Annotated in this window: 21 protein-coding genes; 12 read left to right on the forward strand and 9 right to left on the reverse strand. The window is 73.0% G+C overall.

The genetic code is table 11. From position 1 onward, the window contains the following. Nucleotides 1–42 precede the first annotated feature (42 nt). Nucleotides 43–1,305 (forward strand): beta-ketoacyl-ACP synthase II, encoded by a 1,263-nt coding sequence (gene fabF, locus ACZ6BG_RS03465; protein WP_468996390.1) that lies wholly within the window; start codon nt 43–45, stop codon nt 1,303–1,305. 69 nt (nt 1,306–1,374) lie between these two features. Here the strand turns inward: fabF and ACZ6BG_RS03470 are convergent, their stop codons facing one another. Beyond that, on the reverse strand, nt 1,375–1,869 hold the full coding sequence (locus ACZ6BG_RS03470; RefSeq protein WP_380857411.1) for a DUF3145 domain-containing protein: 495 nt from the start codon (nt 1,867–1,869) through the stop codon (nt 1,375–1,377). Between the two features lie 352 nt (nt 1,870–2,221). On the opposite strand from ACZ6BG_RS03470, the gene ACZ6BG_RS03475 reads away from it, so the two are divergent. Next, entirely contained in the window at nt 2,222–3,133 is a 912-nt protein-coding gene (locus tag ACZ6BG_RS03475) for an SGNH/GDSL hydrolase family protein (RefSeq protein ID WP_468996393.1), read from the forward strand. Here the strand turns inward: ACZ6BG_RS03475 and ACZ6BG_RS03480 are convergent. Then, nucleotides 3,108–3,497 (reverse strand): RidA family protein, encoded by a 390-nt coding sequence (locus tag ACZ6BG_RS03480; protein WP_468996396.1) that lies wholly within the window; start codon nt 3,495–3,497, stop codon nt 3,108–3,110. The two genes, ACZ6BG_RS03475 and ACZ6BG_RS03480, sit on opposite strands and share 26 nt — an antisense overlap. Nucleotides 3,498–3,627: 130 nt before the next feature. Next, nucleotides 3,628–4,545, reverse strand: a complete 918-nt coding sequence (locus tag ACZ6BG_RS03485) for an NAD(P)-dependent oxidoreductase (RefSeq protein WP_468996399.1) — start codon at nt 4,543–4,545, stop codon at nt 3,628–3,630. 58 nt (nt 4,546–4,603) lie between these two features. Between ACZ6BG_RS03485 and ACZ6BG_RS03490 the strand changes: the two genes are divergently transcribed. Further along, complete coding sequence (locus ACZ6BG_RS03490; protein ID WP_468996401.1) at nt 4,604–5,584, forward strand: LysR family transcriptional regulator; 981 nt, start codon at nt 4,604–4,606, stop codon at nt 5,582–5,584. Nucleotides 5,585–5,825: 241 nt separating this feature from the next. Next, the gene (locus ACZ6BG_RS03495) at nt 5,826–7,085 is read left to right on the forward strand and encodes a pyroglutamyl-peptidase I (protein ID WP_468997895.1); all 1,260 of its coding nucleotides are present in this window, start codon (nt 5,826–5,828) and stop codon (nt 7,083–7,085) included. On the opposite strand, the gene ACZ6BG_RS03500 is transcribed toward ACZ6BG_RS03495, so the two are convergent. Beyond that, nucleotides 7,072–7,908 (reverse strand): EI24 domain-containing protein, encoded by an 837-nt coding sequence (locus ACZ6BG_RS03500; protein ID WP_468996403.1) that lies wholly within the window; start codon nt 7,906–7,908, stop codon nt 7,072–7,074. The two genes, ACZ6BG_RS03495 and ACZ6BG_RS03500, sit on opposite strands and share 14 nt — an antisense overlap. A 167-nt stretch (nt 7,909–8,075) precedes the next feature. Between ACZ6BG_RS03500 and ACZ6BG_RS03505 the strand changes: the two genes are divergently transcribed. Continuing rightward, a complete protein-coding gene (locus tag ACZ6BG_RS03505) occupies nt 8,076–10,646 on the forward strand; it encodes a M14 family zinc carboxypeptidase (protein WP_468996405.1) in 2,571 nt (856 codons plus the stop codon). Between the two features lie 213 nt (nt 10,647–10,859). Here ACZ6BG_RS03505 and ACZ6BG_RS03510 read toward each other — a convergent pair whose 3' ends face one another. Beyond that, nucleotides 10,860–11,288, reverse strand: a complete 429-nt coding sequence (locus ACZ6BG_RS03510) for an organic hydroperoxide resistance protein (RefSeq protein ID WP_468996408.1) — start codon at nt 11,286–11,288, stop codon at nt 10,860–10,862. Between the two features lie 91 nt (nt 11,289–11,379). Further along, the gene (locus ACZ6BG_RS03515; RefSeq protein WP_468996410.1) at nt 11,380–12,414 is read right to left on the reverse strand and encodes an NADP-dependent oxidoreductase; all 1,035 of its coding nucleotides are present in this window, start codon (nt 12,412–12,414) and stop codon (nt 11,380–11,382) included. A gap of 131 nt (nt 12,415–12,545) precedes the next feature. Between ACZ6BG_RS03515 and ACZ6BG_RS03520 the strand changes: the two genes are divergently transcribed. After that, nucleotides 12,546–12,992, forward strand: a complete 447-nt coding sequence (locus ACZ6BG_RS03520) for a MarR family winged helix-turn-helix transcriptional regulator (protein WP_468996412.1) — start codon at nt 12,546–12,548, stop codon at nt 12,990–12,992. 57 nt (nt 12,993–13,049) lie between these two features. Here the strand turns inward: ACZ6BG_RS03520 and ACZ6BG_RS03525 are convergent, their stop codons facing one another. From ACZ6BG_RS03525 to ACZ6BG_RS03535, 3 genes are all read right to left on the reverse strand, one after another. After that, the gene (locus tag ACZ6BG_RS03525) at nt 13,050–13,838 is read right to left on the reverse strand and encodes an SCO2400 family protein (protein ID WP_468996414.1); all 789 of its coding nucleotides are present in this window, start codon (nt 13,836–13,838) and stop codon (nt 13,050–13,052) included. A gap of 266 nt (nt 13,839–14,104) precedes the next feature. Beyond that, the gene (locus tag ACZ6BG_RS03530; protein WP_468997898.1) at nt 14,105–15,367 is read right to left on the reverse strand and encodes a PucR-like N-terminal domain-containing protein; all 1,263 of its coding nucleotides are present in this window, start codon (nt 15,365–15,367) and stop codon (nt 14,105–14,107) included. 50 nt (nt 15,368–15,417) lie between these two features. Beyond that, the gene (locus ACZ6BG_RS03535; RefSeq protein ID WP_193560699.1) at nt 15,418–15,570 is read right to left on the reverse strand and encodes a hypothetical protein; all 153 of its coding nucleotides are present in this window, start codon (nt 15,568–15,570) and stop codon (nt 15,418–15,420) included. A 251-nt stretch (nt 15,571–15,821) separates the two neighbouring features. Between ACZ6BG_RS03535 and pgfA the strand changes: the two genes are divergently transcribed. From pgfA to ACZ6BG_RS03565, 6 genes are all read left to right on the forward strand, one after another. Then, complete coding sequence (gene pgfA, locus ACZ6BG_RS03540; RefSeq protein WP_468996416.1) at nt 15,822–16,865, forward strand: cell envelope lipid trafficking protein PgfA; 1,044 nt, start codon at nt 15,822–15,824, stop codon at nt 16,863–16,865. 361 nt (nt 16,866–17,226) lie between these two features. Continuing rightward, entirely contained in the window at nt 17,227–18,396 is a 1,170-nt protein-coding gene (locus tag ACZ6BG_RS03545) for a glycosyltransferase family 4 protein (RefSeq protein WP_468996418.1), read from the forward strand. Next, a complete protein-coding gene (locus ACZ6BG_RS03550) occupies nt 18,393–19,112 on the forward strand; it encodes a class I SAM-dependent methyltransferase (protein ID WP_468449538.1) in 720 nt (239 codons plus the stop codon). The genes ACZ6BG_RS03545 and ACZ6BG_RS03550 overlap by 4 nt, the downstream gene beginning before the upstream one ends. Beyond that, nucleotides 19,109–23,863 (forward strand): DUF3367 domain-containing protein, encoded by a 4,755-nt coding sequence (locus ACZ6BG_RS03555; protein WP_468996421.1) that lies wholly within the window; start codon nt 19,109–19,111, stop codon nt 23,861–23,863. The genes ACZ6BG_RS03550 and ACZ6BG_RS03555 overlap by 4 nt, the downstream gene beginning before the upstream one ends. Beyond that, on the forward strand, nt 23,860–25,305 hold the full coding sequence (locus ACZ6BG_RS03560) for a condensation protein (protein WP_468996423.1): 1,446 nt from the start codon (nt 23,860–23,862) through the stop codon (nt 25,303–25,305). The genes ACZ6BG_RS03555 and ACZ6BG_RS03560 overlap by 4 nt, the downstream gene beginning before the upstream one ends. Next, the gene (locus ACZ6BG_RS03565) at nt 25,302–26,087 is read left to right on the forward strand and encodes a class I SAM-dependent methyltransferase (RefSeq protein ID WP_468996426.1); all 786 of its coding nucleotides are present in this window, start codon (nt 25,302–25,304) and stop codon (nt 26,085–26,087) included. The genes ACZ6BG_RS03560 and ACZ6BG_RS03565 overlap by 4 nt, the downstream gene beginning before the upstream one ends. Nucleotides 26,088–26,094 lie beyond the last annotated feature (7 nt).

Here is a 26,094-nt window from a genome sequence, read left to right on the forward strand (position 1 = left end):
GCCGCATCCGCATCTGAACCAAATCGTGGAGAGAGAAATCCAGTGAACTCGACCAATCGCACCGTGGTCGTCACCGGTATCGGCGCAACCACACCGCTGGGTGGCGACGCGGCATCGACCTGGGAGGGTCTGCTCGCAGGCCGTTCCGGGATCAGCCTCATCGAGGAGGACTGGGCGGCCGAGCTGCCGGTCCGCATCGCGGGCCGCATCGCCGTCGAGCCGACGGAGACCATCCCGCGCCCGCAGGCCCGCAAGCTCGACCGCTCGGCGCAGTTCGCGCTCGTCGCGGCCGACGAGGCCTGGAAGGACGCGGGCTTCACCGCGAAGGCGGGCGAGGACACCGCTGTCGACCCCGACCGGCTCGGCGCGGTCATCGCCTCCGGCATCGGCGGCGTGACGACCCTCCTCGACCAGTACGACGTGCTGAAGGAGAAGGGCGTACGCCGCGTCTCCCCGCACACGGTTCCTATGCTGATGCCCAACTCGCCCGCGGCGAACGTCGGCATCACCCTGAACGCCCGCGCCGGGGTGCACACCCCGGTCTCGGCCTGCGCGTCCGGCGCGGAGGCCATCGGCTACGCGATCGAGATGATCCGCACCGGCCGTGCCGACGTCGTCGTCGCCGGTGGCACGGAGGCGGCCATCCACCCGCTGCCGATCGTCGCGTTCGGCAACATGATGGCGATGTCGAAGAACAACGACGACCCGCAGGGCGCGTCCCGCCCCTACGACCGCGACCGCAACGGCTTCGTGCTCGGCGAGGGCGCGGGCGTGATCGTCCTGGAGTCCGAGGAGCACGCCAAGGCCCGCGGCGCGCGGATCTACGCGGAGGCCGTCGGCCAGGGCATCTCGGCCGACGCGCACCACATCACGCAGCCCGAGCCGTCCGGCAACGGCATCGCCGCGGCGCTGCAGCACCTGGTCGACAACACCGGCCTGAAGCCCGCCGAGATCGTGCACATCAACGCGCACGCCACCTCGACCCCGCAGGGCGACGTCGGTGAGATCAAGGCGCTGCGCCAGGCGTTCGGCGACGACGTCGACCACATGGCGATCGCCTCGACGAAGTCGATGACCGGTCACCTCCTGGGCGGCGCCGGTGGTGTGGAGACCGTCGCGACGGTCCTCGCGCTGTACCACCGGGTGGCCCCGCCCACGATCAACGTCGACAACCTCGACCCCGAGGTCGACGCGGACATCATCCGCGGCGAGCCCCGCCCGCTGCCCGAGGGCACGATCGCGGCGCTGAACGACTCGTTCGGCTTCGGCGGCCACAACGTCGTCCTCGCCTTCCGAACGGTGTAACCACCGTCCGGTGTACGTACGCAGAAGGCCCACCCGGTGCGACCGGGTGGGCCTTCTGCGTACGTGCTCTCAGACGACCTGGTGCAGCCAGCGCACCGGCGCGCCCTCGCCCGCGTACCGGAACGGCTCCAGTTCGTCGTCCCAGGGCTTGCCGAGCAGCTTGGCCAGCTCGGCCGCCAGGTCGCTCTCGCCGCTCTGGGAGCGGGCGAGGGCGGCGCGCAGCCGGTCCTCGGGGATCAGGATGTCGCCGTGGATGCCGGTGACGGCGTGGAAGATGCCGAGCCGGGGGGTGGCGCTGTAGCGCTCGCCCTCGGCCGACGCGCTGGGCTCGGCCGTGACCTCGAAGCGCAGCAGGTCCCAGCCGCGCAGCGCGGAGGCGAGCTTGGAGGCGGTGCCGGCCGAGCCCTGCCAGGAGAACTCGGATCTCCATGTGCCGGGCGCCGCGGGCTGTCGAATCCAGTCGAGGCTGACGCGTGCGCCGAGCACGCCCGCGACGGCCCACTCGACGTGCGGGCACAGCGCGCGCGGTGCGGAGTGCACGTACAGAACTCCACGTGTCGTCACCGGGACCTCCAGTGTGGGACGAGGTACGCCTTCCCCAGCGGCCTCGCGCCCGTGCCGAGCGATATTCCCCAAAAGCGGGGAAAGTCAAAAAAGGGGACAGATGTGACGTGATGTAATTTAGCGGAACCGAGAAAATCGGGTGCCACTGGGTCGCGAGGCTACCGTGCGGCGAGGCAAGGAGTGTGACGTACCGTCGGTCCGCATGCCGGGAATCCCCTGGGTTTCACTCGCTGGGAGGCCCGGAAACCCCCGGTTGGGTGTCCCGGGACCGCGCACGGGACATATCACCACTCGGCGGGACGCAACCTGAACGGCCCGCGCGACGTCACGTTGGACGACAGAGGGGACGAGGATGCGGAATTCAAGGCACCGCGCACGGGCCGCCGTCGCCCTCGCGACGGCGGCTCTCACCGGTTTCGCCACGCTCACCGCGTGTGACGCGTCGGGCGGCGACTCCGCGGCGCCCGGAGGGTCGTCGGCACAGGACAGAGCGGCCCCCAAGCGGGCCCCCGCCTGGGACACCAGCCCTCGTTCCCTCGCCGCCGTCGGCGACTCCATCACACGCGGCTTCGACGCCTGCTCGGTGCTCTCGGACTGCCCCGAGGCGTCCTGGGCGACCGGCAGCGACGACGAGGTGCGCAGCCTCGCGCGGCGGCTGCTCGGCAAGCAGCGCGCGGCGACGCACAGTTGGAACTACGCCAAGACCGGCGCGCGGATGGCCGACCTCCCGGGGCAGATGCAGCGGGCGGCGGCGCGCGACCCCGAGCTGGTGACGGTGATGGCGGGCGCCAACGACGCCTGCCGGTCGTCGGCCGACGAGATGACCTCCGTCGCGGAGTTCCGCGCCGACTTCCAGGACGCCCTGCGGGCGCTGCGCCGCACCCAGCCCAGGACACAGGTGTACGTGGCGAGCGTGCCGGACCTGAAGCGGCTCTGGTCCACGGGCCGCACCAACCAGCTCGGCAAGCAGGTGTGGAAGCTCGGCATCTGCAAGTCGATGCTGGCCGACGCGGACGACATGGGCCGGGCGGCCACCGACCGGCGCCAGTCGGTGCAGGACCGCGTGGTGGCGTACAACAAGGTGCTCAAGGACGTCTGCGCGAAGGATCAGCGCTGCCGGTACGACGGCGGGGCTGTCTTCGGCTTCCACTTCGACGGGGACCAGTTGAGCCACTGGGACTGGTTCCACCCCAGCAAGGACGGGCAGTCGCGCCTCGCCGAGATGGCCCACCGGGGGGTCACGGCCGCCCGGCCGGGCAGCTAGCGACCACCTCCACCTCGATCAGGGCCTCCGGCTTGAACAGCCGCGGGACCGACACCGTGGTGCTCGTCGGCGGCGTCCCGGTGAGGTAGGTGCGGCGCACGGCCGCGTAGCCGGGCAGGTCGTCCATGTCCGTCAGGAACGTACGGATGTTGATGATGTCGGCGAGCGTCGCGCCGTGCGCCTCCAGGAGGGCGGCGAGGGTCGCGAAGACGCCGTGGGTCTGCTCGGCGATGTCCGCGCCTTCGGCTATCTGTCCGGAGAGGTACAACAGCGCGCCGCCGTCGGCGAGTTGGACGCGGGCGACCTGGGAGTAGGGGCCGAGGGGCTGGGGCGCGGTGGTGGGGTTGTCGAGGGTGACGTGCATGGGGCCGGGCTCCTGAAGTCGGGATGTGGGCAGGCTTGGGGGCGGGCCGTGGGTGGTGGCCCGTGGGTGGTGGACGGCTGGTGGTGGGTGGCCGGGGGTGGGTGGCTGGTGGTGGGTGGCCGGTGGTGCGTCAGGGGCGGGGCTTGCGGGTGTCGCGGATGTGGGTGACGGCCGCGGCGATGTCCTCGTCGGCCACGGCCGGGTCCGCCGCCGCGGCCTCGTAGTGGCCGAGGACCGCCTCCATCGCGGGCAGCCACGTCGTGCTCGTGGCGAGCGCCACGTCCTTCGCGGCGAGGCCGTTGCCGAAGTGCACGTCGGTGGCGAAGGCGCGGGCGACGGCACCCCCGAGCGGCCCCTGCGCCAGGACGCCCCGCGCCACCTCCGGGTCCAGGCCCAGCGCGTCGGCCAGCGCCATCGACTCCGCGACCAGGGCGACCCCGCCGAGCACGGCGGTGTTCACGACGACCTTGAGCGCGGCGCCCGAGCCGAGGGGGCCGGTGCGGGTCACCGTGCCGAGGTGGGCCAGCAGGGGCTCGACGGCGGTGGCGTCGCCGCCCGCGAGGATGCCGAGCCGCCCCGCCTCGGCCTTGTCCGTGCTGCCCGCCACGGGCGCGTCGACCAGCGTGACGCCGTCCGGCACCCGCTCCCCCAGCTCCCGTACGGCGTCGGGCCCGACGGTCGACATCTCCACCCAGTGGACGCCGACGCGCTCCCGCAGCACCGGCACGATCTCCTCGGCGACGTCCCGCAGCGCGTCCGGCCCCGCGAGCATCGTGATGACCACGTCGGCGTCGCGGACGGCCTCCGCGGGCGAGGAGGCGGGGCTTGCGCCCGCCGCGACGAGCGGTTCCGCCTTCGCGGCGGTGCGGTTCCACACGGTCAGCGGGTGCCCGGCGGCCAGGACGCGGCGGGCCATGGGGGCGCCCATGTGGCCGAGGCCGAGGAAGGCGACGCGCTGGCGCTGCGTGGGTGCGGGCTGGCCGGCCCGCACGGCCTGGTCCTGCTGATCGGTGCCGGGTTCCGTGCGCTGTTCCCTGTTCCGTTCCATGCGTACGACGCTAGGCCCGGGCAGGTGATGCCACAAGCGAATGCCTAGCATGGAAGGCATGCATGATCCGCATGCCTTGAGCGATACCGCGCGTGACGCGTCGAGCGACGTCGCAGCCGATGTGTCGACCGTCTGGCTGCGCGCGTTCCTGACGGTGGCCCGGTACGGGTCCTTCACCGTGGCCGCACGGCGCCTGGGCTGGACACAGTCCGCCGTGTCCCGTCAGATCGCCTCCCTGGAGGGCGCGTTGGGAGGCGCGCCACTGTTCGACCGGCTGCCGCGCGGGGTGCGGCCGACCGCGCACGGGCGGGCCGCGCTGCCGCACGCGGAGGCCGCGCTGCGCCAACTTGGTTTGTTGCGGCGGGAGTTGGCCGACCTGGACGACGTGGCGGGCGGGCTGCTGCGGTTCGGGGCGTTCGCCACGGCGGACGCGGCGCTGGTGCCGCGGGCCATCGCGCTGTTCCGCGCCCGCCACCCCGGTGTGGCCCTCGCGCGCGAGGAGGGCTTCACCGGGCCGCTGCTCGGGCGGCTCGCGGAGGGCGAGTTGGACTTGGCCGTCGTGTCGACCACGGGCGGCCCCCTCACCGATGACGCCTACGAGCTGCACCACCTGCTCGACGAGACGCTGTACGTGGCCGTGCCCGCGGGCCACCCGCTGGCGGCCGAGCCCCGCGTAGGCCTGGACCGGCTCGCCGCCGAGGACTGGATCTCCGGCAGCCCCGAACCGGCGGGCACCCTGCTCGACGCGGCGCTGCGGCACGGCTTCCGGCCCCGGATCGCGCACGTGGTCGGCGAGTGGACGGCCAAGCAGGGGTACGTCGCCGCGGGCCTCGGCGTGACCCTGGTCCCGGCGCTCGCGGCGCAGGGGGCGCGGCCGGACATCGCCCTGGTGCCGGTGCGCGACGAAGGGGTACCCGCGCGGGTGGTGTACGCGGCGACGGCGCGGGGCCGGACGGCGCCGCCCGCGGTGGCCCCGTTCCTGGCGGCGCTGCGGGAGGCGTGCGGGGACTCGGCGCAGGGCCACGGCGGGGCGGACTGAGGGCTGGGGGTGCGCGCGGGACGTAAGGCCCGGAGTGTGTGCGGAACGTACGGCTCGGGCTGCCCGCGGAACGCGCGGCCCGCCGCGCGGGGAGCACAAGAACCGCAGCGCGCGCGGAACGTGAGGACCTCGGCGGAATGACCGGCGTGGAGGCATGGCGCCAACCCCTCCCGTCCCGCGATACTTCGGCCACCTCACCTGCAACGGAAGGACTCTCGTGGCTACGTCCCCCACTCCCGGGATATCAGGTCGACGGCTCGGCGTGTACGGCGTGTTCGGTGCCGTGCTGCTCGCCGGGACGTTCGTACCGCCCGCGTCGGCCGCCGACACCGTCCGGGCCGGCGCGCCCACCGTCGAGGAGCAGCGCCTCGACCGCGCGGCGCCCCAGGAGATCCTGCGGCGCGCCGGGTTCGACCGGGTCGCGCCCGGCTTCGCGCGGGACCTCGGCCGCGTGCGCTCCTACGCGCAGGCGGAGCGGCTCGTCGCGCGCGAGGGGCAGGCGCTGTGGCGGCGGGCCGTGGACCGGGCGCAGGGGCGCGGGCCGCTGGGCGGGGACTTGAGCCGGGACGACGACCGGCCGTTGTACTGGGCGCGGCTCGGGATGACGCGGGCGCTGCGGGGCTGGGAGCCGCGCGGGTTCGAGCTGGGGGACGACCGGCGGGAGCGGCTGCTCGGGAAGCTGGAGACGACGTCCCGGGGTCAGGACACGATCAGCTATCCCAAGGGCCACCGGATGAAGCGGGTCCTCGTGACCGGCTTCGACCCGTTCACGCTCGACCGCGACACCCGCATCAGCAACCCCTCCGGGGCCTCCGCGCTCGCCCTCGACGGCACAGTCGTCCGCACCGCCGAGGGTCCGGTGCGCATCGAGACGGCCGTGTTCCCGGTGCGCTGGACGGACTTCGCCGAGGGCGAGGTGGAGCGGGTCCTGCGGCGGCAACTGCCGCGCGTCGACCTGTTCACGACGGTGAGCCAGGGCCGGGTCGGCAAGTTCGACATCGAGCGGACCAACGGGGCCTGGCGAGGCGGGTTCGGGGACAACGAGAACCTGTCGAGCACCGGCGTCGTACCGGTCACCGACCCGGCCTCGCAGCCGCAGTGGACGACGACCACCCTCCCGTACAAGGACATCGCGGCGGCGGACACCGGGCGCTTCCCCGTGTACGACAACACGGCCGTGACCGAGATCCCGGCGGGCGGCAGCACGCCGGTGCAGCGGCCGGACGGGCCGACTCCGGGGTCGGCGGCGCGGGCGGGCGGCGGCGGGGACTACCTGTCCAACGAGATCGCCTACCGGGCGACGCTGCTGCGCGACCGGCTCGGGCTGCACGACCGGCTGCCCGGCGGCCATGTGCACACGCCCGTGCTGCAGTTCGGCGCCGGGAACACCGACCCGGCGACGGGCACGGTCACGGACGCGGAGTTCGTCCGCAACCGGGTCGACATCATCGAGCAGGTGCGGCAGATCGTGGTGACGGCCGTGGAGGCTAACGGGCGGTAGGCGCGCCCCGGCCGTCCGGCCGGGGAGTCCCGCTCGCGTCGCCGGAGTCGTCGGAGTCGTCGTCGGAGTCGTCGTCGGCCCCGGCGTCCTCGCCCATGAGGTCCCGTGCCATCAGCGTCGCCCCGGCGACCGCGCCCGGCATCAGGAACACGGCGACGAACGGCACCAGGAAGACGACCGCGAGCGGGGCGCCGAAGCCCCACGCCAGGGACTTGCGGGCCCGGAGCAGGGCCAGGCGGTCGCGCAGCCGCACACCGCGGCGCTGCAGCGCGACCGCCGTCAGCTCCTCCACCAGGAAGAAACCGGTGACGAAGAAGCCGAGGACGGGGATCACGGTCTGGCCGACGACCGGCACGAAGCCGAGGCCGAAGAGCAGCACGCCCCAGATCGCGGCCCGTACGACGATGCGGAGGCTGTCGCGGACGGAGATGAGCAGCTCGCGCCAGAGCGGCAGGCCCGACTCGGGCGCGAAGCCCGCCACGGAGATGTCGACCTGCTCGGAGAGGGACTCGTAGAACGGCTCGCCGATCACCAGCGTCACCGCGGTGAAGGTCACCACGGAGAGCAGCAGGGCCAGGGCGAAGAGCAGGACCGTCAGGAAGCCGCGGAACAGGCCCGGCCACGGGTCCGACCAGTCGTCGGCGAACGGCGTCGCCCAGGAGACGACGTCCGTGCCCCACAGGGCGAGCGCGACGAGCGCGCCCGCGTACAGCACGAGGGTGATCAGTCCCGGCAGCAGTCCCCATCCGAACTGCTTGCCGTGCTGGGCGACCCAGCGCTGCCCCTTCACCAGATAGCCGAAGCCACGACCCAGTTCACGCATGCGGCACACCTTATCCGGCCCGCGGCGGCGGCCCGTGATCGGTGCGGGTGGGGTGGCTGTTTCGTGAATACCCCCTTGTTGCGCGCGATTTCACCCTGTAGACCTCCCCTACTGATCTCTCGACTGCTCCCTCGGGTCGGCGAACGGCCCACGCTTCGGAGGTACGTATGGGGATATCCCGCCCATCAAGACCCGTGCTCCTGACCGCATCCGCCGCCGCGGGCACGCTCCTGTTCACCGCGCTCACCCCCGGCGGCGCGAGCGCGGACCCCGCGCCCCGGCCGGTGATCCGCGACGAGGCCCCGCTGGACTCGCCCGACCGGGCCGCGCGGGCCCCGGAGAGCGCCGCGGACCGCGCGCTCGACGACAGTGCGGGCGCGGCCCGCACCGGCCAGGGCCGCGGCTATCCGCGCGAGCGGAAGCTGGCCGCGGTGCCGAAGAACCCGGCCGACAAGTCCATCAAGCTGGGCCTGACCCCGTACCACGCCATCGCTCCCCGGCTGAACAAGATCCAGGGCATCGGCGACCGGGTCAGCGTGGAGATAGCCGGGCGGTCGGCCGGAGGGCACGACCTGTATCTGGTGACGGTCACCGCGCCCGAGTCGGCGCGCGAGGCCGCCCGGCAGGAGAAGATGCGCGACCGCATCGAGAACGCGCCCTCGGCCGCCGCCAAGGACAAGGCACTCAAGTCCGCGTACAAGGCTCCGGTGTTCATCAACAACAACATCCACGGCAACGAGTGGGAGGGCACCGACGCGGCCCTGAAGCTCATCGAGAGGCTGGCGAAGGCCAAGGACGCGAAGACCCGCGACCTGCTCGCCCGCCACCGCCTCTACTTCAACGTCACGATGAACCCCGACGGGCGGATCGCGGGCACCCGCGAGAACGCCAATGGCTTCGACCTGAACCGGGACTTCATCACCGCGACCCAGTCCGAGACGCGCGCGGTGCGGCGGATCGCGATCGACAAGCAGCCCACGATGATGCTCGACCTGCACGGGTACGTGAACGGCACGCTCATCGAGCCGACCACCCCACCGCACGGCGAGAACTACGAGTACGACCTGTTCCTGAAGAACAGCTACGCCAACGCCCTCGGCATGGAGAAGGCCGTCAACGGCCTCGGCTACACCGAGCAGAAGGACGGCGTGCTGCCCGCCGTCATCCCCTTCCGCGACCAGCAGGAGGGCTGGGACGACTGGCCGCCGATCTTCACGCCGCAGTACATGCCGTTCCACGGCGCGGTCGCGGCGCACACCATCGAGTTCCCGATGCAGGTCAACAACGAGGAGTACGACTCCCAGCCCGCCGCCGAGCTGCGCCGCCGCTCCGCCATCAACGTGGACATCGCGGGCGCGGCCATGAAGGCGACGCTCGACTACGCGCGCGGCCACCGCACGTCGCTGATCGCCGACCAGATCGAGGTGTTCCGGCGCGGGGCCGCGGGCGCGCAGCCGGTGGAGATCTCCGAGGAGACCGTGCCGGGCGTGCCGGGCATCGGCCCGGAGGACGTCTACACGACCGAGTTCCCGCGTGCGTACGTCATCCCGGCGGGCAAGCGCCAGCGCTCCGCCGCCGCCACCGCCCGCCTGGTGGACCATCTCCTCGCCAACGACGTCCGCGTCCGGCGTGCCACCCGGGACTTCCGGCTCGGCAACACCTCGTACGAGAAGGGCTCGTACGTCGTCGACATGCGCCAGCCCAAGCGGGGCATCGCGAACGTGATCCTCGCGGACGGGCGTGACATCAGCGACAAGGTCTCGGCGATGTACGACATCTCGGGCTGGAGCCTCGGCCGGCTCTGGGGCGCGTCCGTGCACGCCGCCCGCAAGGGCGACCCCACCTCCGTGCCGTCGCGCGCGGTCCAGTCGGCCGCCCGCGTCGGCCATGTCGCGCCGCGCGGGAACCTGCGGCTGCGCCTCGACGACCCCCGCGAGGTGGCCGCCCTCAACTCCCTCACCGCCGCGGGGGTTTCGGTACGCCGTGCCGCCGACGGCGGCAGCGTCATCGTGCCGGGTTCGGCGCGGCGGGCCGCCCTGGACGCGGCCGAGAAGTACGACGTGGCGTTCTCCGCGACCAAGGCGCGCGGCAAGGACGTGGTGCGCCGCACGCGGGTCGCCGCGGCCGTGACGCCCGGGGAGCTGTTCGCGCTGCGGGAGATGAACTTCGACGTGCTGCCCGTGTCGACCGCCGTCCTCAACGACGGCTTCGACTGGCGCAAGGCCGACGTCCTCTTCGTGTCCTCCGGGCTCGACCGCGCCAAGCTCAAGCCCGCCGCGCGCAAGCGGCTCGACGCGTTCCTCGCCGGGGGCGGCGGGCTCGTCGGGCGGGGCGCCGGGGGTGCCGCCCTGAACGAGGCCGCGGGGCTCCTGCCCGTCACGGCCGTCCAGGGCAACGGTGACGCCAACGGCGTGGTCCGGGTGCGCAACGCCGGGGGCCCCGTGGCCGGTTCCGGCTCCGGGTACGGCTTCGTCTACGCGCCCCTGTGGTTCACGGGCCTCGGGAACGGCGTCCGGGTCGAGCAGGCCTACGCGGGCGGCAAGCCGCTGGTCTCCGGCCACTGGCGCGCCGACTCCTCCGGCGCGGGCGGCCCCGCCGACGCGGCCGGGGAGGCGTCCGTGGTCAGCGGTTCCCGCGGCTCCACCAAGGTCGTCCTCTTCGGCACCGAGCCGTTGTTCCGGGGGCACCCGAAGGGGGTGTTCGCCCAGGTGGGGCGGGCGTTGTTCGGGGTGCGGTAGCCCTCGCGGGGGCGCCCCAGACCCGCCCCTTCCCGTAACTGGGGGCGCTGCCCCCAGACCCCCGCTCCTCAAACGCCGGAGGGGCTACATATCTCGCCGCTGCGGCAAGGTTCTAGCCCGTCCGGCGATTGAGGACGAGGCGCGGAGCGCCGATAGCGGGGGTCCAGGGGGCGGCAGCCCCCGGTTCGGGAAGGGGCCGGGTTGGGGAAAGGCTCAGGCGACCTTCAGGTCCACCTTGATGTTGCCGCGGGTGGCGTTGGAGTAGGGGCAGACCTCGTGGGCCTTTTCCAGGAGGGCCTTGGCCGTGGCGGCGTCCACGTTCGGGATGGAGGCGATGAGTTCGACCTCGAGGCCGAAGCCGCCCTCGCCGTTCGCGCCGATGCCGACCTTCGCGGTGACGGTGGAACCGGAGATGTCGGCCTTCTCGCGGCGGGCGACCACGCCGAGCGCGCCCTGGAAGCAGGCGCTGTAGCCGGCGGCGAAGAGCTGCTCGGGGTTGGTGCCCGCGCCGCTGCCGCCCATCTCCTTCGGCGGGTTCACGACGACGTCGAGCTTGCCGTCGTCGCTGGCGACCCGGCCGTCGCGGCCGTTCTCCGCGGTGGCCACGGCGGTGTACTTGACGTCGATGTTCTGGATGGACATGACTGCCGATCCCTCCTGGGGTGTGCCGTGTCGCGCGCCCGCCGACCCGGCGATTGTGGAATTAGGTTATCGGATTACGGAAGAGTGAGGGTCAGGCGTCCAGGGAGACGATCATCTTTCCGGTGTTCTCGCCGCGCAGCATGCCGAGGAAGGCCTCCGCGCCGCTCTCGATCCCGCGCGCGAACGTCTCGTTGTACTTGAGCTCGCCGGACCGCACCCAGGCCCCGACCTCGCGCACGAACTGCTGCTGGAGGTCCTGGTGGTCCTGGACGAGCATGCCCTGGACCCGGAGCCGCTTGCCGATGATCATGGCCATGTTGCGGGGGCCCGGCGTCGGCTCGGTGTCGTTGTAGCCCGCGATCATGCCGCAGATCGTGATCCGGCCGTGTACGTTCATGCGGCTGATGGCGGCTTCCAGGTGCTCGCCGCCGACGTTGTCGAAGTAGACGTCGACGCCGTCGGGGGCGGCCTCCTTCAGCTGGTCGACGACCGGGCGCTCGTCGCGGTAGTTGAACGCCGCGTCGAAGCCGTACTCCTCGACGAGGAGCTTGACCTTCTCGTCCGAGCCCGCCGAGCCGATGACGCGCGCGGCGCCCTTGAGCCGGGCGATCTGGCCGACCTCACTGCCGACGGCACCCGCCGCACCGGAGACGAAGACCGTGTCGCCCTCCTTGAAGGACGCCACCTCGAGCAGGCCCGCGTACGCCGTCAGGCCCGTCATGCCCAGCACGCCGAGGTACGCCGACAGCGGCGCCGCCTGCGGGTCCACCTTCGTCGCGTACGACACGGGCACCGACGCGTACTCCCGCCAGCCCCCGAAGTGCAGCACGTGGTCGCCCACCGCGAAGCCGTCCGCGTTCGACGCCACGACGACACCGACCGCGCCGCCGTCCATGGGCTGGTCCAGCTGGAACGGCGGGATGTAGGACTTCACGTCGTTCATGCGGCCGCGCATGTACGGGTCGACCGAGAAGTACAGGTTCCGGACCAGGACGCGGCCCTCGGCGGGGGCCTCGACCGGGACCTCGCGGAGCGCGAAGTCCTCCGGGACCGGCCAGCCGTGCGGGCGACGCACGAGGTGCCAGGCGCGGCCGGTGGCCGGGAGCTGCTCGGGGGCTGCGGACATGAGGGGTGTCCTCCTCAGGCTGGGGGCGGCGGGGCCGGGAGCGGTCGGCTCCGAGCCCTAATGCTTCATGTTCTGAAATAAGCATGCGCTTCGATATTTCATGTTGTCAAGTAAATGGGTAACCTGGAGCCATGGCCACCCAGAATCCGGACACCCCCGCCCCGCGCGTCGATCCGCTGACCCTTGAGGTCGTGGAGCTGATCGGCGCCGTGGTCGCGCGCTACCACGAGGAGTACGACGTCGCCGCGGGCAAGCACGCGCTGACCGGCGCACAGGCGCGGGTGCTCGGGCTGCTCTCGCTGGAGCCCATGCCGATGCGGCGCATCGCACAGAAGCTGAAGTGCGAGCCGTCGAACGTGACCGGCATCGTGGACCGCCTGGAGGCGCGCGGCCTGGTCGAGCGGCGGCCCGACCCCGCCGACCGGCGCGTGAAGCTGGCCGCGCCGACGGAGGACGGGCTCACGACCGCGCACAGCCTGCGGGAGTCCCTGAACTTCGCGCGGGAGCCGCTGGCCGAACTCTCCCGCACGGAGCGGGAGTCACTGCGGGAACTGCTGCGGCGGATGCTGGGCGGCTGAGCACTCGGGGCACCGCTACGGGGACACGCCCCGCGCGCACCGGCACGGGAACGCTCCCTACGTGCACCACCACAGGAACCGGTCGCACGTCTCCGACGGGCTCGGGTCCGGGTCCGGGTCGCTCGGGGGCTTCGTGGCGGACGGCTTCGGGTCCGGGTTCTGCGGGCTCGTGGTGGGGTTGCCCGAGGTCGGGTCCGGGTCCGGGCCGCCGGACGTGCCGGTGCCGCCGGTCGCCGTACCGGTGCTGCCGCCGTCGGCGCCCTGAGCGTCCCCGTCGGCGCCTTCGCCCTCGCCGTCCTCGGCGCCCTGGGTGCCCTTGCCGTCCTCGGCGGCCTTCTTGTCCTTGTCCTTGGCGTCCTTGGCGTCCTTGGCTGTCTTCTTCGCCGAATCCGACTCGGACGCCGACGGCGAACCGCCCGTCGACTCCGCCACCGGCTCCGCCGACGCCCCCTGCCCGCCGTCCGTGCCCCCGGCACCCTCCGACTCCCCCGCCGACTGCTCGCGGTCCCGCGCGGACGTCGCCTTCGGGTCGTCCGACGCGGACTCGGTGCCCAGCTCGGCCAGGCTCAGGCCACCGGCGGCGAGCGCGACGCCCGCGGCGATCAGGATGACCTTGCGGCGCCCGCGGCGGTGCTGGGCCGCCCGGCGGCCGCGCTCCCTGCGGCGGCCGCGGCCCCGGACCCGGCCGCCCGGCGACGGCTCCTCGCCCGTCTCGGCGAGGTCGTCGGGCTCGTCCTGGGCGGCGAGCGCCTCCGCGTACTCACGGCAGGCTTCGGCCGGGGTGCCGCACCCCGGGCAGGCGAGGGCGCCGTTGAGGTGCCGGTGGCACGCGTGGCAGTAGTCCATGAGGCATGGAGGCTAGGTCCCGCGCCGGTACGGAGGAAGCCGAAGCTGTGAATGTTGTGTGCGAGGTCGAACCTTTCGGCGTGTCCTCACGTCAGGGCGCGCCCGGCGCTGTACGGCAGGGCGGGCTTCGCCCGAATTGCCGCACGGGGAGAGCCGGGGTTCGATCCGGGCCGGGCCGACGGTAAGCCGGGGTTCGGTCCGGGCCAGGCCGAGGGAGAGCCGGAGTTCGATCCGGGCCAGGCCGAGGGGCGGGCCCGGACGCCGCCTCACGCCCGTCCCAGTTCCCCCCGCAGCCTGCGCGCCCGCAGCACCAGTTCCAGTTCGAAGCGGCGGTCGGGGTCGTCGACCTCGTCGCCCCACAGCTCCCTGATCTGGCGCAGCCGGTAGCGCACGGTTTGCGGATGCACACCGAGCCGGGCGGCCACCTCGGGGGCGCCGCCGCGTGTTTCCAGCCAGGCGAGCAGGGTCTGGGCGAGGCGACGGCCGTGCGCCGGGCCGCAGTGGTCGAGGGGGGCGAGACAGCGCCGGGACAGGTCCTCGATGAGCTCCTCGGGCTGGAGCAGGACCAGGGCCTCGGTGTGCTCGGTGCAGTACAGGACCTCACCGGAGGGCAGCAGTCCGCGCCCCATCAGGGCGACCGCGGCCTCCGCCCAGCGCAGCGACTTGGCGGCGTCGGCGAGCGGCACGGGCGGGCCGATGGCCCCCGACCAGCCGGTCATGGCGCGGCGGAGCAGTTCGGGGCGGCCCGCTGCGTCCGGGTCGGGCACGACCATGCGGGGCTGCTCGGCCTCCATGTCGAGCAGCACGCCCTCGCCGACGGCGGGGGCCACGGCCTCGCGGGCGGGGCGCAGGAGCACGCCGACGGCGACCCGCTCGGGCAGTTGCCAGCCGACGCGGGCGGCCCGCTCGTCCAGGCCGTTCTCGGCGCCGAGCGCGGAGGCCGCGGAGGTGTCGGGGCGCCGCTCGGACAGCAGCAGCTCCATGAGCTTGCGTTGCAGACGCAGTCGCTCGCCGGCCTGCCGGGCGGCGGCCTCCGCGTAGCCGCGTACCGACTGGTCCACCAGGCCGTCGAGGTACTCGAAGCCGGATTCGGCCAGCTCGTACATCGCCGGGGGCGGGATCTCGGTCTGCTGGCCGATCTCGGCCAGGCGGCGCCAGGCGAGCCGGACGCCCAGGCGGTAGATGGCCTGGAGGGAGTCGAGGCTGCGGCCGTGCAGGCCCTCGCCGCGGCCGAATTCCTGGAAGACCTCGGGGTGGTAGCGCGGCCGGCCCTCCCGGGTGGCGAGCTGCTGGACGAAGCCCTCCAGGGCGCGGCGGATCCCGATGAGCGCCATCGGCTCGCCGGAGTCGTCGAGAACGACCGGCAGTCCGGGGTACTCTGCCCGGATTTCACGCAGGATGTCCTGGGCGAGGATGGGCACTTCCTCCAAGGCGAGCGCGGCGAATCTGCGCACCTGGAGGGGCGGGACATCGCGCCAGGCGGAGCGCTGGTGCGCGGAGCCCGGGCTTCCGGGAGCGCCGTCCGAGATGCTCTCGGGCGCGCTCCCGGAGAGGCTTTCGGAGATGGCGGCCACGTCGGTCACTGGTCCCGCTCGGGCGACTCGTAGTGCACGAGCGGCCGGTTCGGCTGGTCGGGCGTGGCGTTCAGGAGCGCCACGATGCCAAGGGCGGCGCCCACGGCGAGAGCCGCGGCGGCCGCGACGGTCAGCGTGGCGGCGAGCAGTCGGTGCATACAGGGTCAGCCTCTCTGCTGGAGGTCGTCCCCACCCCGCTCCACAGGAGGACAGTGTCAACAACGCATTGACACTGCGTCAAGGGTCCGCCTACGTTCGCGGCTCATACGGACCAGTAACTCCGTGGAAACAGCGCCGCAGCATTTCGGGCAATCCGGCGGCCGCAGCACCGCAGCAGTCCCCTAACTCGTCGGTAATCCAGCACAGTTGACCGACCGACCCCTGTTCGCCCTCACGGCAGGAGCGCCGGATGCGCCGTACAGCTTCGCCCTTGTCCCTGGTCCTGCTCGGCCTGGGCGCTTTTCTGCTCGCCCTGGCCCCGATGCTGGCCTGGTACGTCGAGCCGCGTGCGAAACGCACGCCCATTGATGTCGATCAGATAACGGTCTTCAAGGGGACCGGCAGCTATTTCGACACCGGAAAGATCAAAACCGTCACCGGCCAGGACCTGACCATCACCCGGCAGGTGCGCGGCGACGTCGCCGACAGCGAGAAGTCGGGGCGGGCGATCTGGGACGTGTCGACTTCCGTCGACCCCGACAAGTCGCTGCCCGCGGCCGATCCGCACGACTCGCTCCAGTGGACCCTGGAGCGCTGGGTGACCGACCGGAAGACCAACAAACCGGTGCATTGCTGCGGCGAGAAGCCGTACTTCGAGGGGGAGGCGTATCTGAAGTTCCCCTTCGACGTCGAGAAGCGCACCTACCTGTGGTGGGACAGCACGCTCGGCGCGACCGTACCGCTGTCCTACCAGGGCAAGAAGAAGATCCAGGGCTACGAGGGCCTGCGCTTCACCGGCACCGTGAAGGCCACGAGGACCGGCACCCGCCAGGTCCCCGGTCGCCTCGTCGGCCAGCCCAGGCGCAGTCAGGTCATGGCCGAGGAGTGGTACGCCAACCACGGCATCGAACTGGTCGCCGACCAGCGCACGGGCCGGATCATCTACGCGGCGATCGGCCCCCGCAAGACGCTGCGCGCGCCCGGCGGCAAGAAGGACGTGACCGTGCTGCTCGACAGCGAGCGGATCGGGTTCAACAAGAAGACCCAGCAGAAGCAGGTGGACCTGGCGGACGACGACAGCTCCCGCCTGAAGCTGGTCGGCGAGACGCTGCCGCTGGTCTCCGTGATCCTCGGCGGGGCGCTCGCGATCCTCGGCGGGGCGCTCGTGCTGCGTGGCCGGAAGACGGACACGAACGGCTCGGGGAAGGACTCGGGGAGGGACGGTGAAGGACCGGATTCGATGGGTCCACATTCCGATACGTCCCCAAATTCCCTGCAACCCACCACGATGTGATGAGACGTCAGCGTCAAGAAGGGCCGAAATTGTCACCCCGGTGAGTAGCCGCACCGTTCGGTGCGGCGAAAACTGTCCACTCCACCCAGACACAGTCCCCGCACAGTCCCAGCACAACGACTGCGCACACCACCCGGTGTTCTCCGTCCCCGGAGCACCGGAGTCCCGCCCCGCACGCCGGGACCCACCTCGGTCCCGGCAGCACCTCCCGCACCACCACTCGCACCACCCGCACCACCCCGTAGCACCCGGCACCACCTCGCACCACGGATCCATTCGCGCCACCCGTTCCACCGGGCCCCACCCCGGATCCACCCGAACTCCCCCACAGTTCCGCACCCCGAGACGAGTTGGAGCACCTATGCCCCAGCACGTGCCGTCGTCGCTGCGCCCGGTCGCATCACGGCCCGCGTGGCCCCTTCCGGCGCTCCCCCCACAGCCGCGCCGGATCGCCTTCCTCGCCCGCCGCGACCTGGGAAACCCGGCCGCAGGCGGCTCCGAACTCCTTGTCGACAGGCTGGCCGACGGGCTGACCGCGCAGGGCCATCAGGTCACGCTGCTGTGCGGCGGCCCCGCCGCCTACCGCGACTACCGCGTGGTGTCGGCGGGCGGCGACCTCGGCCACTACCTGCGCGCCCGGTCGGCGTTCACCCGCCAGATCGGCGACACCGACCTGCTGGTCGAGGTGTGCAACGGCATGCCCTACCTCGCCCCGCTGTGGCACCGCGGCCCCACCCTGTGCCTGGTCAACCACGTCCACACCGAGCTGTGGTCGATGCGCTTCCAGGGACCGCTCGCCCCGGCCGCGCGCCTCGGGCGGCGCCTGGAGCACTGGGCCCTCTCGGGCGCCCAGCGCGGCAATCTCCTGGTCGCCGTGTCGCCGTCGACCGCGACGGCCCTGCAGGACCTCGGCGTCGAGCCCGACCGCATCCGCGTCGTGCACAACGGCGTGGAGGAGCCCGGTCCGCTGCACGAGCGCTCCGACGAACCGCTGTTCCTGGCCATGGGACGGCTCGTCGAGTACAAGCGCGTCGATCTGCTGCTGCGGCTGTGGGAGCGGGTCCGTCCCGTCACCGGCGGCCGTCTGGTGATCGTCGGCGACGGCCCCGAGCGGGAGCGCCTGGAGCGGATGGCAGGACCCGGCGTGCAGTTCACCGGCCATGTCTCGGAGGCCGAGAAGCACCGGCTGCTGTGCGAGTCGTGGCTGCTGCTGCACCCCTCGGCCGTCGAGGGCTGGGGCCTGGTCGTCACCGAGGCAGCGGCGCGCGCGACGCCCGCGATCGGCTTCGACGTACCCGGAGTACGCGACTCCATAGAAGACGGTGTGACCGGGCTGCTCGCCCACGGCGAGAGCGCGTTCGCCGCCCACTGGTGCACGCTCGCGCTCAGCGCCGAGCGGCGCCGGGCCTTCGGCAAGGCCGCGGCGGAGCGCGCCGCGCACTTCCGCTGGGCGAACACGGTGCGCCAGTTCCGCGCGGTGGCCGCGGAGGCCGTCGCCGCGCACGAGCCGCCGGTGAAGGGGTCTGCGTGAGGGACCCGTCGCTGCGCCGCTCCGTGACCCTGTTCCGGGCCTTCCTGCGCGAACAGCAGGAGCCGGAGAAGTGTTACGCGCTGCTCGCCCGAGACGCCGCCGACCAGGTCGAGCGGCACCTGCCCGTCAAGGACCGGGTGGTCGTCGACGTGGGCGGCGGCGGTGGCTACTTCACCGAGGAGTTCCAGCGGCGCGGCGCGCAGGCCTACCTCTTCGAGCCCGACCCGCACGAACTCGGCGCGAAGCCGCCCGAGGGCTCCGTGGTCGCCGACGGCTATCTGCTGCCCCTCGCGGACGGCGTCGCCGACGTCACGTTCTCCTCGAACGTCCTGGAGCACGTCGACGACCCCGGCACCTTCCTCAGCGAGATGGTGCGGGTCACCCGGCCCGGCGGTCTCATCTACGTGGCGTTCACCAACTGGTACTCCCCCTGGGGCGGCCACGAGTGGGCGCCCCTGCACTACTTCGGCGCCGAGCGGGCCCGCGCCCGCTACGAGCGCCGCACCGGAAAACCCGCCAAGCACAAGCTCGGCGAGAACCTCTTCGCCCACCACGTCGGACCCACGCTCAGACAGGTGCGGGCCCGCGACGACGTCACGGTCGTCTCGGCCCGCTCCCGCTACTGGCCGTTCTGGGCCGAAACGGTCGCGAAGGTCCCAGGAGTGCGCGAAGTCGCCACCTGGAACCTCCTCCTCATCCTCAGGCGGTGTCCATGACCACCACGGTCCAGTCCCCACCCCCGGCGGCCCTGAAGCCGACGGCGCCCGCGCCCGAACCCGGGCGCGGGCCGCGCTCACGGCGCTGGCTCGCCGGGTTCTGGGCCGTGGTGTTCGTGTGCTTCCTCGCCGTCAAACCGGGGCGGATGACGTTCGACACCAAGCTCGGTGTCGCCGTCGACCCCTGGCAGTTCCTTTCCGACCTCGGCCAGCTCTGGCACGACCGGGGCGGCTTCGGCGGCATCCAGGACCAGTACATCGGCTACGCCTTCCCGATGCTGCCGTTCTACGCCCTGGCCGACCTCCTGCAACTGCCGGTGTGGCTGGCCGAGCGGCTGTGGATGTCGGTGATCGTCGCGGTCGCCTTCTGGGGCGCGCTGCGGCTCGCGGAGCGCCTGAACATCGGCAGCAGCGGCTCGCGACTGCTCGGCGCGGTCGTGTACGCGCTGTGGCCGACGTTCACCGTCGTGGTCGGGTCGACGTCGGCGGCGGCGCTGCCCGGCGCGTTCCTGCCGTGGGTGCTCATCCCGCTGACCAACGACCGCGTGACCGCGCGGATCGCGGCGTTCCGCTCCGCGCTCTTCATTCCGTTCATGGGCGGGGTGAACGCGGCGTCGACGCTGGCGTCGCTGCTGCCCGTGGCCCTCTATCTGCTGTCGCGGCCGAACGGCCCGCGCAAGCGCAAACTCATCACCTGGTGGGTGCCCGGCGTCATCCTGGCCACCGCCTGGTGGGTGGTGCCGCTGCTCCTGCTCGGCGTCTACGGCGAGAACTTCCTGCCGTACGTGGAGAACTCGGCGACCACGACCGGCACCATGTCGGCCACCGAGACGCTGCGCGGCGCCGGGAACTGGGTGGCGTACCTCCACTTCGGTGAGGCCTGGCTGCCCGCCGGGTGGACCGTCGCGACCGCCGTGATCACCATCGTCTGCTCGGCGTTCGCCGCGGCCCTCGGCCTCGCGGGGCTCGCCCGGCGCGATCTGCCGGAGCGGCGCTGGCTGGTGCTCACGGTCCTGTCCGTCGCGCTCGTCACCCTCGCCGGGTACGGCGGCGTGTTCGGCGCGCCCTTCCACGGCACCGTGCAGGACTGGCTGAACGGCGGCCTCGTACCGTTCCGCAACATCTACAAGTTCCAGACCGGACTCGCGCTCGCCCTGGCCTTCGGCCTCGCGCACCTGGTGGGTGTGGCGGGGCGGGCACGCGGGGCGCGGCCGGTGCGCGGGCGGCGGTACGCGCCGCTCGTGGCCGCCGTCCTGGTGCTTCCGGGGCTCGCCTGGCCGTACCTCAACGGCTCGATCCTGCAGCCGGGTTCCTTCCAGAAGCTGCCGAACTACTGGGACACGACGGCCGAGTGGCTGGACAAGTACTCCCCGGACTCGCGCGCCCTGGTCGTACCCGCGACCGCGCACGGCATCTACACCTGGGGCTCCCCCATCGACCAGCCGCTCGACGTGCTCGCCGAGTCCCGCTGGGCCCAGCGCGACTACGTGCCGTTCGGCACCAAGGGCAACCGGCGCGCCATGGACGCCGTCGAGCAGGCCCTGATGACCGGCGGCGAAGTCCCCGGTCTGCGCGACTACTTGACGCGCGCGGGGCTCTACTACGTCGTCGTACGCAACGACCTCGACCCCGACCAGATCGGCTACGTCCCGACCGCGACCGTCAAGCGCACCCTGGAGGAGTCCGGGTTCAAGCGGGTCACCGGGTTCGGGCCGACCGAGACCGGCGGGCGCATCGCCGACGACACGCCGGTGCAGGTCGAGGGCCTGTACCCGCGCCAGCGCGCGGTCGAGATCTACGCGCCCGGCGACGGCGCCCAGCGTCCCGGCCAGGCGGGCCTGAAGCCGGTGGCCAACACGGCCGTCGTCAGCGGCGGCCCCGAGGCGCTGCTCCCGCTGTCCGCCGACCCGGACATGAAGGACCGTCCGGCCGTCCTGACCGGCGACAACCACCCGGGCCTCGGCTCGCCGCCCGCCCTGCAGGCGGTCGGTGACGGGCTGCGCCGCGCCGACACGCGCTTCGGCCTGGTCAACACCAACACCTCGTACCCGTACACCAAGGACGAGAAGAACGCGCCGGACGCGCTCCAGGACGGCGGCGAGAAGCCGCGGCAGATCCTGCCGACCAAGGGCGTCAAGCACCAGACCGTCGCGGAGCTGCGCGGCGCCAAGTCCGTGACGGCCTCCAGCTACGGCAACTGGCTGTTCCACCTGCCGCAGTTCGACCCGGTGAACGCCTTCGACGGCAATCCCGACACGGCCTGGACCGAGGGCAACCCGGGCAGCCCGGACGACGAGTGGATCAAGGCGGAGTTCACGAAGAAGACCGCCATCCCGTCGTCGATCAAGGTGACGCCGCTGCCGCAGCAGGGCGTGCGGTCCGCGCCGACGAAGGTGCGCGTGGAGACCGAACAGGGCGAGGCCGTCTCGTACCTGCGGACCGACGGCCAGACGCAGCGCGTCAAGGTCAAGCCGGGCGACTCCTCGTGGCTGAAGCTGACCATCCTGGACGCGCAGATCGCCCACAAGGGCCTCACCGGCGCCGGGTTCTCGGAGATCAGCATCCCCGACGTGCAGGTCACCAAGCTGCTGCGGATGCCCGCCGACACCGCGGGCACCGACGGCGCGGACGCAGACGCCACGACGTACTCCATGCACCGCTCGGCCGACCAGTCCGGCCTGTCGCCGGTGACCTCCGAGGCCGGACTGCACCGGCGCTTCACCACCACGGGCGACGGCAGCTACAAGGTCAAGGCGAGCGCGGTCGCCGTCCCCGGCCAGGGGCTCGACGAACTCCTCTACAAGGTGGCGCCCGACCAGCGCGAGCAGATCATCGCCACCGCCGACTCGACGTCCGACCTCGGCGGGCTCTCGCCGCGCAACCTGACCGACGGCGATCTGACGACCGCCTGGGTCGCCGGCGACAAGCCGGTCATCCATCTGCGGTGGCCCGGCAAGGTGTCCGTCGGCGAGATCGTGCTGCCGCCCGCGGGCGGGCTCTCCACCCGTCCCGAGAAGATCGAGATCAGCTCTCCGGACGGCGCGGCGACCGCCGGGGTCGACGAGAACGGCAACGCCCGCTTCACGCCGATCGTCACCGACCGCCTCGACATCACCATCACGAAGACGGCACCGCTCACCCTGCACAACCCGGTGGCGGACGAGAAGCTGCAACTGCCCGTCGGCCTCACCGAGGCCTACGTCCCGGCGCTCGACAAGTTCCGCACCAAGCAGCCCGACCCCGACCGCACCTTCGAACTCGCCTGCGGCGAGGGCCCGGCGGTGTCGGTCGACGGCAAGCTGTACGCGACGAGCGCCGAGGGCACCGTGCGGGACCTGGTGGACCGGCGACCCGTCGACCTGACGCTGTGCGACGACAACAAGAAGCAGACGTCGGTGGACCTCGCCGCCGGACAGCACCGCGTGGAGGCCGGTGACGAGGGCCCGCTCGCCGTCACCGACGTGTCCCTCACCCGCGGCACCCCGGGCACGCTCGTCACCAAGGCCCGCGAGCTGAAGATCAACGACTGGCTCGGCGACCGCCGCGAGGTGACCGTCGGCGACGGCGCCTCCCAGTACCTGACGACGTACGAGAACGTCAACGACGGCTGGAAGGCCACCCTGAACGGCAAGGAGCTGCGCTCGGTGCGGCTCGACGGCTGGCAGCAGGGCTGGCTCGTCCCGGCCGGCGAGGGCGGCACGATCAAGCTCAGCTACGAGCCGTCCACGGCGTACGAGGCCGGGCTCATCGGCGGTGGCGTGGGCGTCCTCGCCCTGGTGGGCCTCGTGTTCGTGCGGCGCCGCGAGCCGAACCCGGACGGGCCCGGCGTGACCCCGCCGGGGCCGGGGCCGGTGCTCGGCACGGTGGTCCTCACGCTGGTGGCCGTGGTCGTCGCGGGCTGGTTCGCCGTGCTCGTGCCCGTCCTCGCGCTGCTCGCCTGGCGGCGGCACGCGCTGCTCGTACCGGTCGCGTTCCTGGCCATGGCCGGGGCCGGCATCGCCGCCGCGACCGGCGCGGGCGAGGCCGCCGCCGCGGACCAGGGCGCCTTCGGGCACGCGGCTCAAGTCCTCGCGTTCGTCGCGCTGTTCGCGGCGCTGGTGAGCGTGCGGGACGGGGCCGACGCGCGGGGTGCGGTGGCTGCGGGGGCCGCTGGGGCCGGAGGCTCTGGTGGTGCTGGTGGTGCCGGAGGCTCTGGTGGTGCCGGTGGTCCTGGGAGTGCCGCGGGTGTGGGCAGTCCCGTGGGGCCGGGTGGTCCCGGTGGCCTTGGTGGTCCGGCCGGTCCCGCCGGTTCCGCTGGTCCCGCCGGTCCCGCCGGTCCTGCTGGTCCCGCTGGTCCCGCTGGACCCGGGAGTTCGGGCGGAGCCACGCCCGTTCCGCCCCACCCGCAGGGCTCCCCCGACGCCGTGACGATGCCGCTTGGGCCCGACCGGGACCTGGGCGGGCCGACGGCACCGCCGCTGCCGCACCGCAGGCACGGGGATGGAGCCGACGGCCCTGACGGTGGCGACGGCGCGGCCGAGGCCACCGCACCCGGATCGCCCGGTGCGCCCGGACCCGACGCGTCCCCGGCCGTCCCCCCGTACAGCGCGGGACCGACCCTGTCGGCCCGCGGCCCGGACCCGCTCCGCAAGGACGCGCCCGGACCGGTGGCGGACTCCCGTCCGGACGACGCTCCCACGGATGAGGAGACCCCCGGCCGGGGTACCCGCTCGGGAGAGGACCCGCGCCCGGGAGAGGACAACGCACCGTGACCGCCCTGGAACACCCGGCCCGGCGCGCGGACGGCCCCGGCCGTCCGCCGCGCCGGGTGCCGTTCCCCGTCGTCGACGAGGTCGCCCGGCACTGCCTCCAGGAGGAGGAGCCTGAGACCGTCCACATCGAGGTGCACCTGCCGGGCACGCCGGACACCGAGCGGCTGAAGGCGGCGTTCGGCGAGGCGCTGCGGCGCCACCCGCGCATCCTGGTGCGGGAGGCGCGCGGCCCTTGGTACCGCCGGCGGTACGAGTGGGAGCTGACCGAGGGCCCCGACGTGGAGGTGGTCACGTTCCCGGCGCCGGTGCCGGACGCCCTGAAGCGGGCCCGGGAGCGCGCCCTGTGCGACGCGCCGCCGCTCACCGCGTCCCCGCCGATCCGCCTTGAGGTCGTCGCCGACGCGGACGCGGGCGGCACGTCCAGCGTGCTGTTCCTGACCATCAACCACACCGCGCTCGACGGCCCGGCCTGCCTGCGGGTGCTCGCCACCGCGGCCGAGCTGTACGGCGGCCGGGACAACGCGCCCGCCGCGCCCCCGACCCGTACGCCCGTGTCTCCCGCCGCGTCCGGGACGCCCGCTCAGGGCCCCGCCGGGCTGCCCTCGCCGTGGGCCATGCCCGCGCGGGTCGCCCACGGCGCCCCCGAGCGCGCCCCGGCCGCCCGGCCCGGCGGGGCGGCGCCCGTGCCCGGCACCGGTCTGTCCGGCAACGGCATGCTCGTCGCCGAGCTGCCCGTGCCGCGCCGTCCCAAGGGCGCGCCGTACACCGTCAACGACCAGCTGATGGTCGCGACCGCCCTGATGATCGCGCACTGGAACCACGAACACGGCTCCAAACCGAGGCCGTTGCGCATCACGATGCCCGTCGACGACCGTCCGCGCGACATGACGATGCCCATCGGCAACGGCACCCGCCTCGTCGAAGTGCCTTTCGGCGCGGGCGAGTTGATGCCGGAAGGCGGTGACGGGCGGTCCGGGCCCGACGACCTCGGGCCCGAGGAGATCCACGCGCTGCTGCGCCGCACCTCCGACCGCACCCGCGCCCTCAAGGCCCTGTCACGGCCGCAGCTCGGCCACGGCGCCGCGCTGCTCACCGCGCCGGTCCTGCCGGTGACGATGCGGGCCGCCGTCACCCGCGGCCTGCGCAGGGCCGCCGGTCCGTGGACGTCGACGACCCTGCTCAGCAACATCGGGCGGGTGCCGTACGCCCTCGACTTCGGTGACGCCGGGGCGGCGAGGGCCGTGTGGTTCTCCGCGCCCGCCCGCATGCCGCGCGGCCTGACCGTGACGACCGCCTCCACCGCGGGCCGTCTGCACCTGGCCCTGCGCTGGTCGCGGACGCTGCTCAGCCACGGCGACGGGGCCCATCTCCGCGATCTCTTCGAGCACTATCTGCGTGCCACGCAGGACCTCCACCCGACCCCGGAGGACGGCGGCTCATGACGACCACACGCACCACCCCGCACACGGAAGGGACGTCGGGCACGGACGGGACGGACGAGGCCCGACGGCCTTACGAGCTGCGGGACTTCTACGAGAACCCGGACGTGCCGGTGGCGTCCGGCGACGCCCGCAGCCTGCGCCAGGCCCGGATGCTCGCCGCCGCCCTCGGCCCCGCGAGCACGCGCGCCGGTGTCGTCCTCGACATCGGCTGCGGCGACGGCAGCGCCGCCCGCGTCGCCGCGCCGCTGCTCGCCGGGCACCGCGTCGTCGGCGTCGACTGGTCCCAGGACGCGCTGCGCCGCGCGAGCGGCCACCTGCCGCACGTCGTACGCGGCGAACTCACCGACGGCGGCCTGCCGTTCGCCGACGGATCGGCGGACGCGGTCCTGTTCAGCGAGGTCATCGAGCACCTCGTGGACCCCGACAGCGCCCTTGACGAGCTGCGCCGCGTGCTGCGGCCCGGCGGCCATCTGATGCTGTCCACGCCCAACCTCGCCGCCTGGTACAACCGCGGGCTGCTGCTCGCGGGCGTGCAGCCGGTGTTCTCCGAGGTGAGCCTGCGCGGCATCCACGGCCGCCCCGGGCGTGAGGTGGTGGGCCATCTGCGGCTGTACACCGCCCGCGCGCTCCGGGAGTTCGTGGCCGCGTCCGGCTTCGACGTCGTACGGCTCGCGGGCGCGCCCTTCCACGGCGTGCCGCGGCCGCTGCGCGCCCTGGACCGACTCGCCTGCTCCGTGCCGGGTGCCGCCTCCATCCTGCTGCTGCACGCCCGAAAGGCGTAGCCATGTG

The sequence above is a fragment of the Streptomyces sp. NPDC041205 genome (assembly GCF_055591765.1).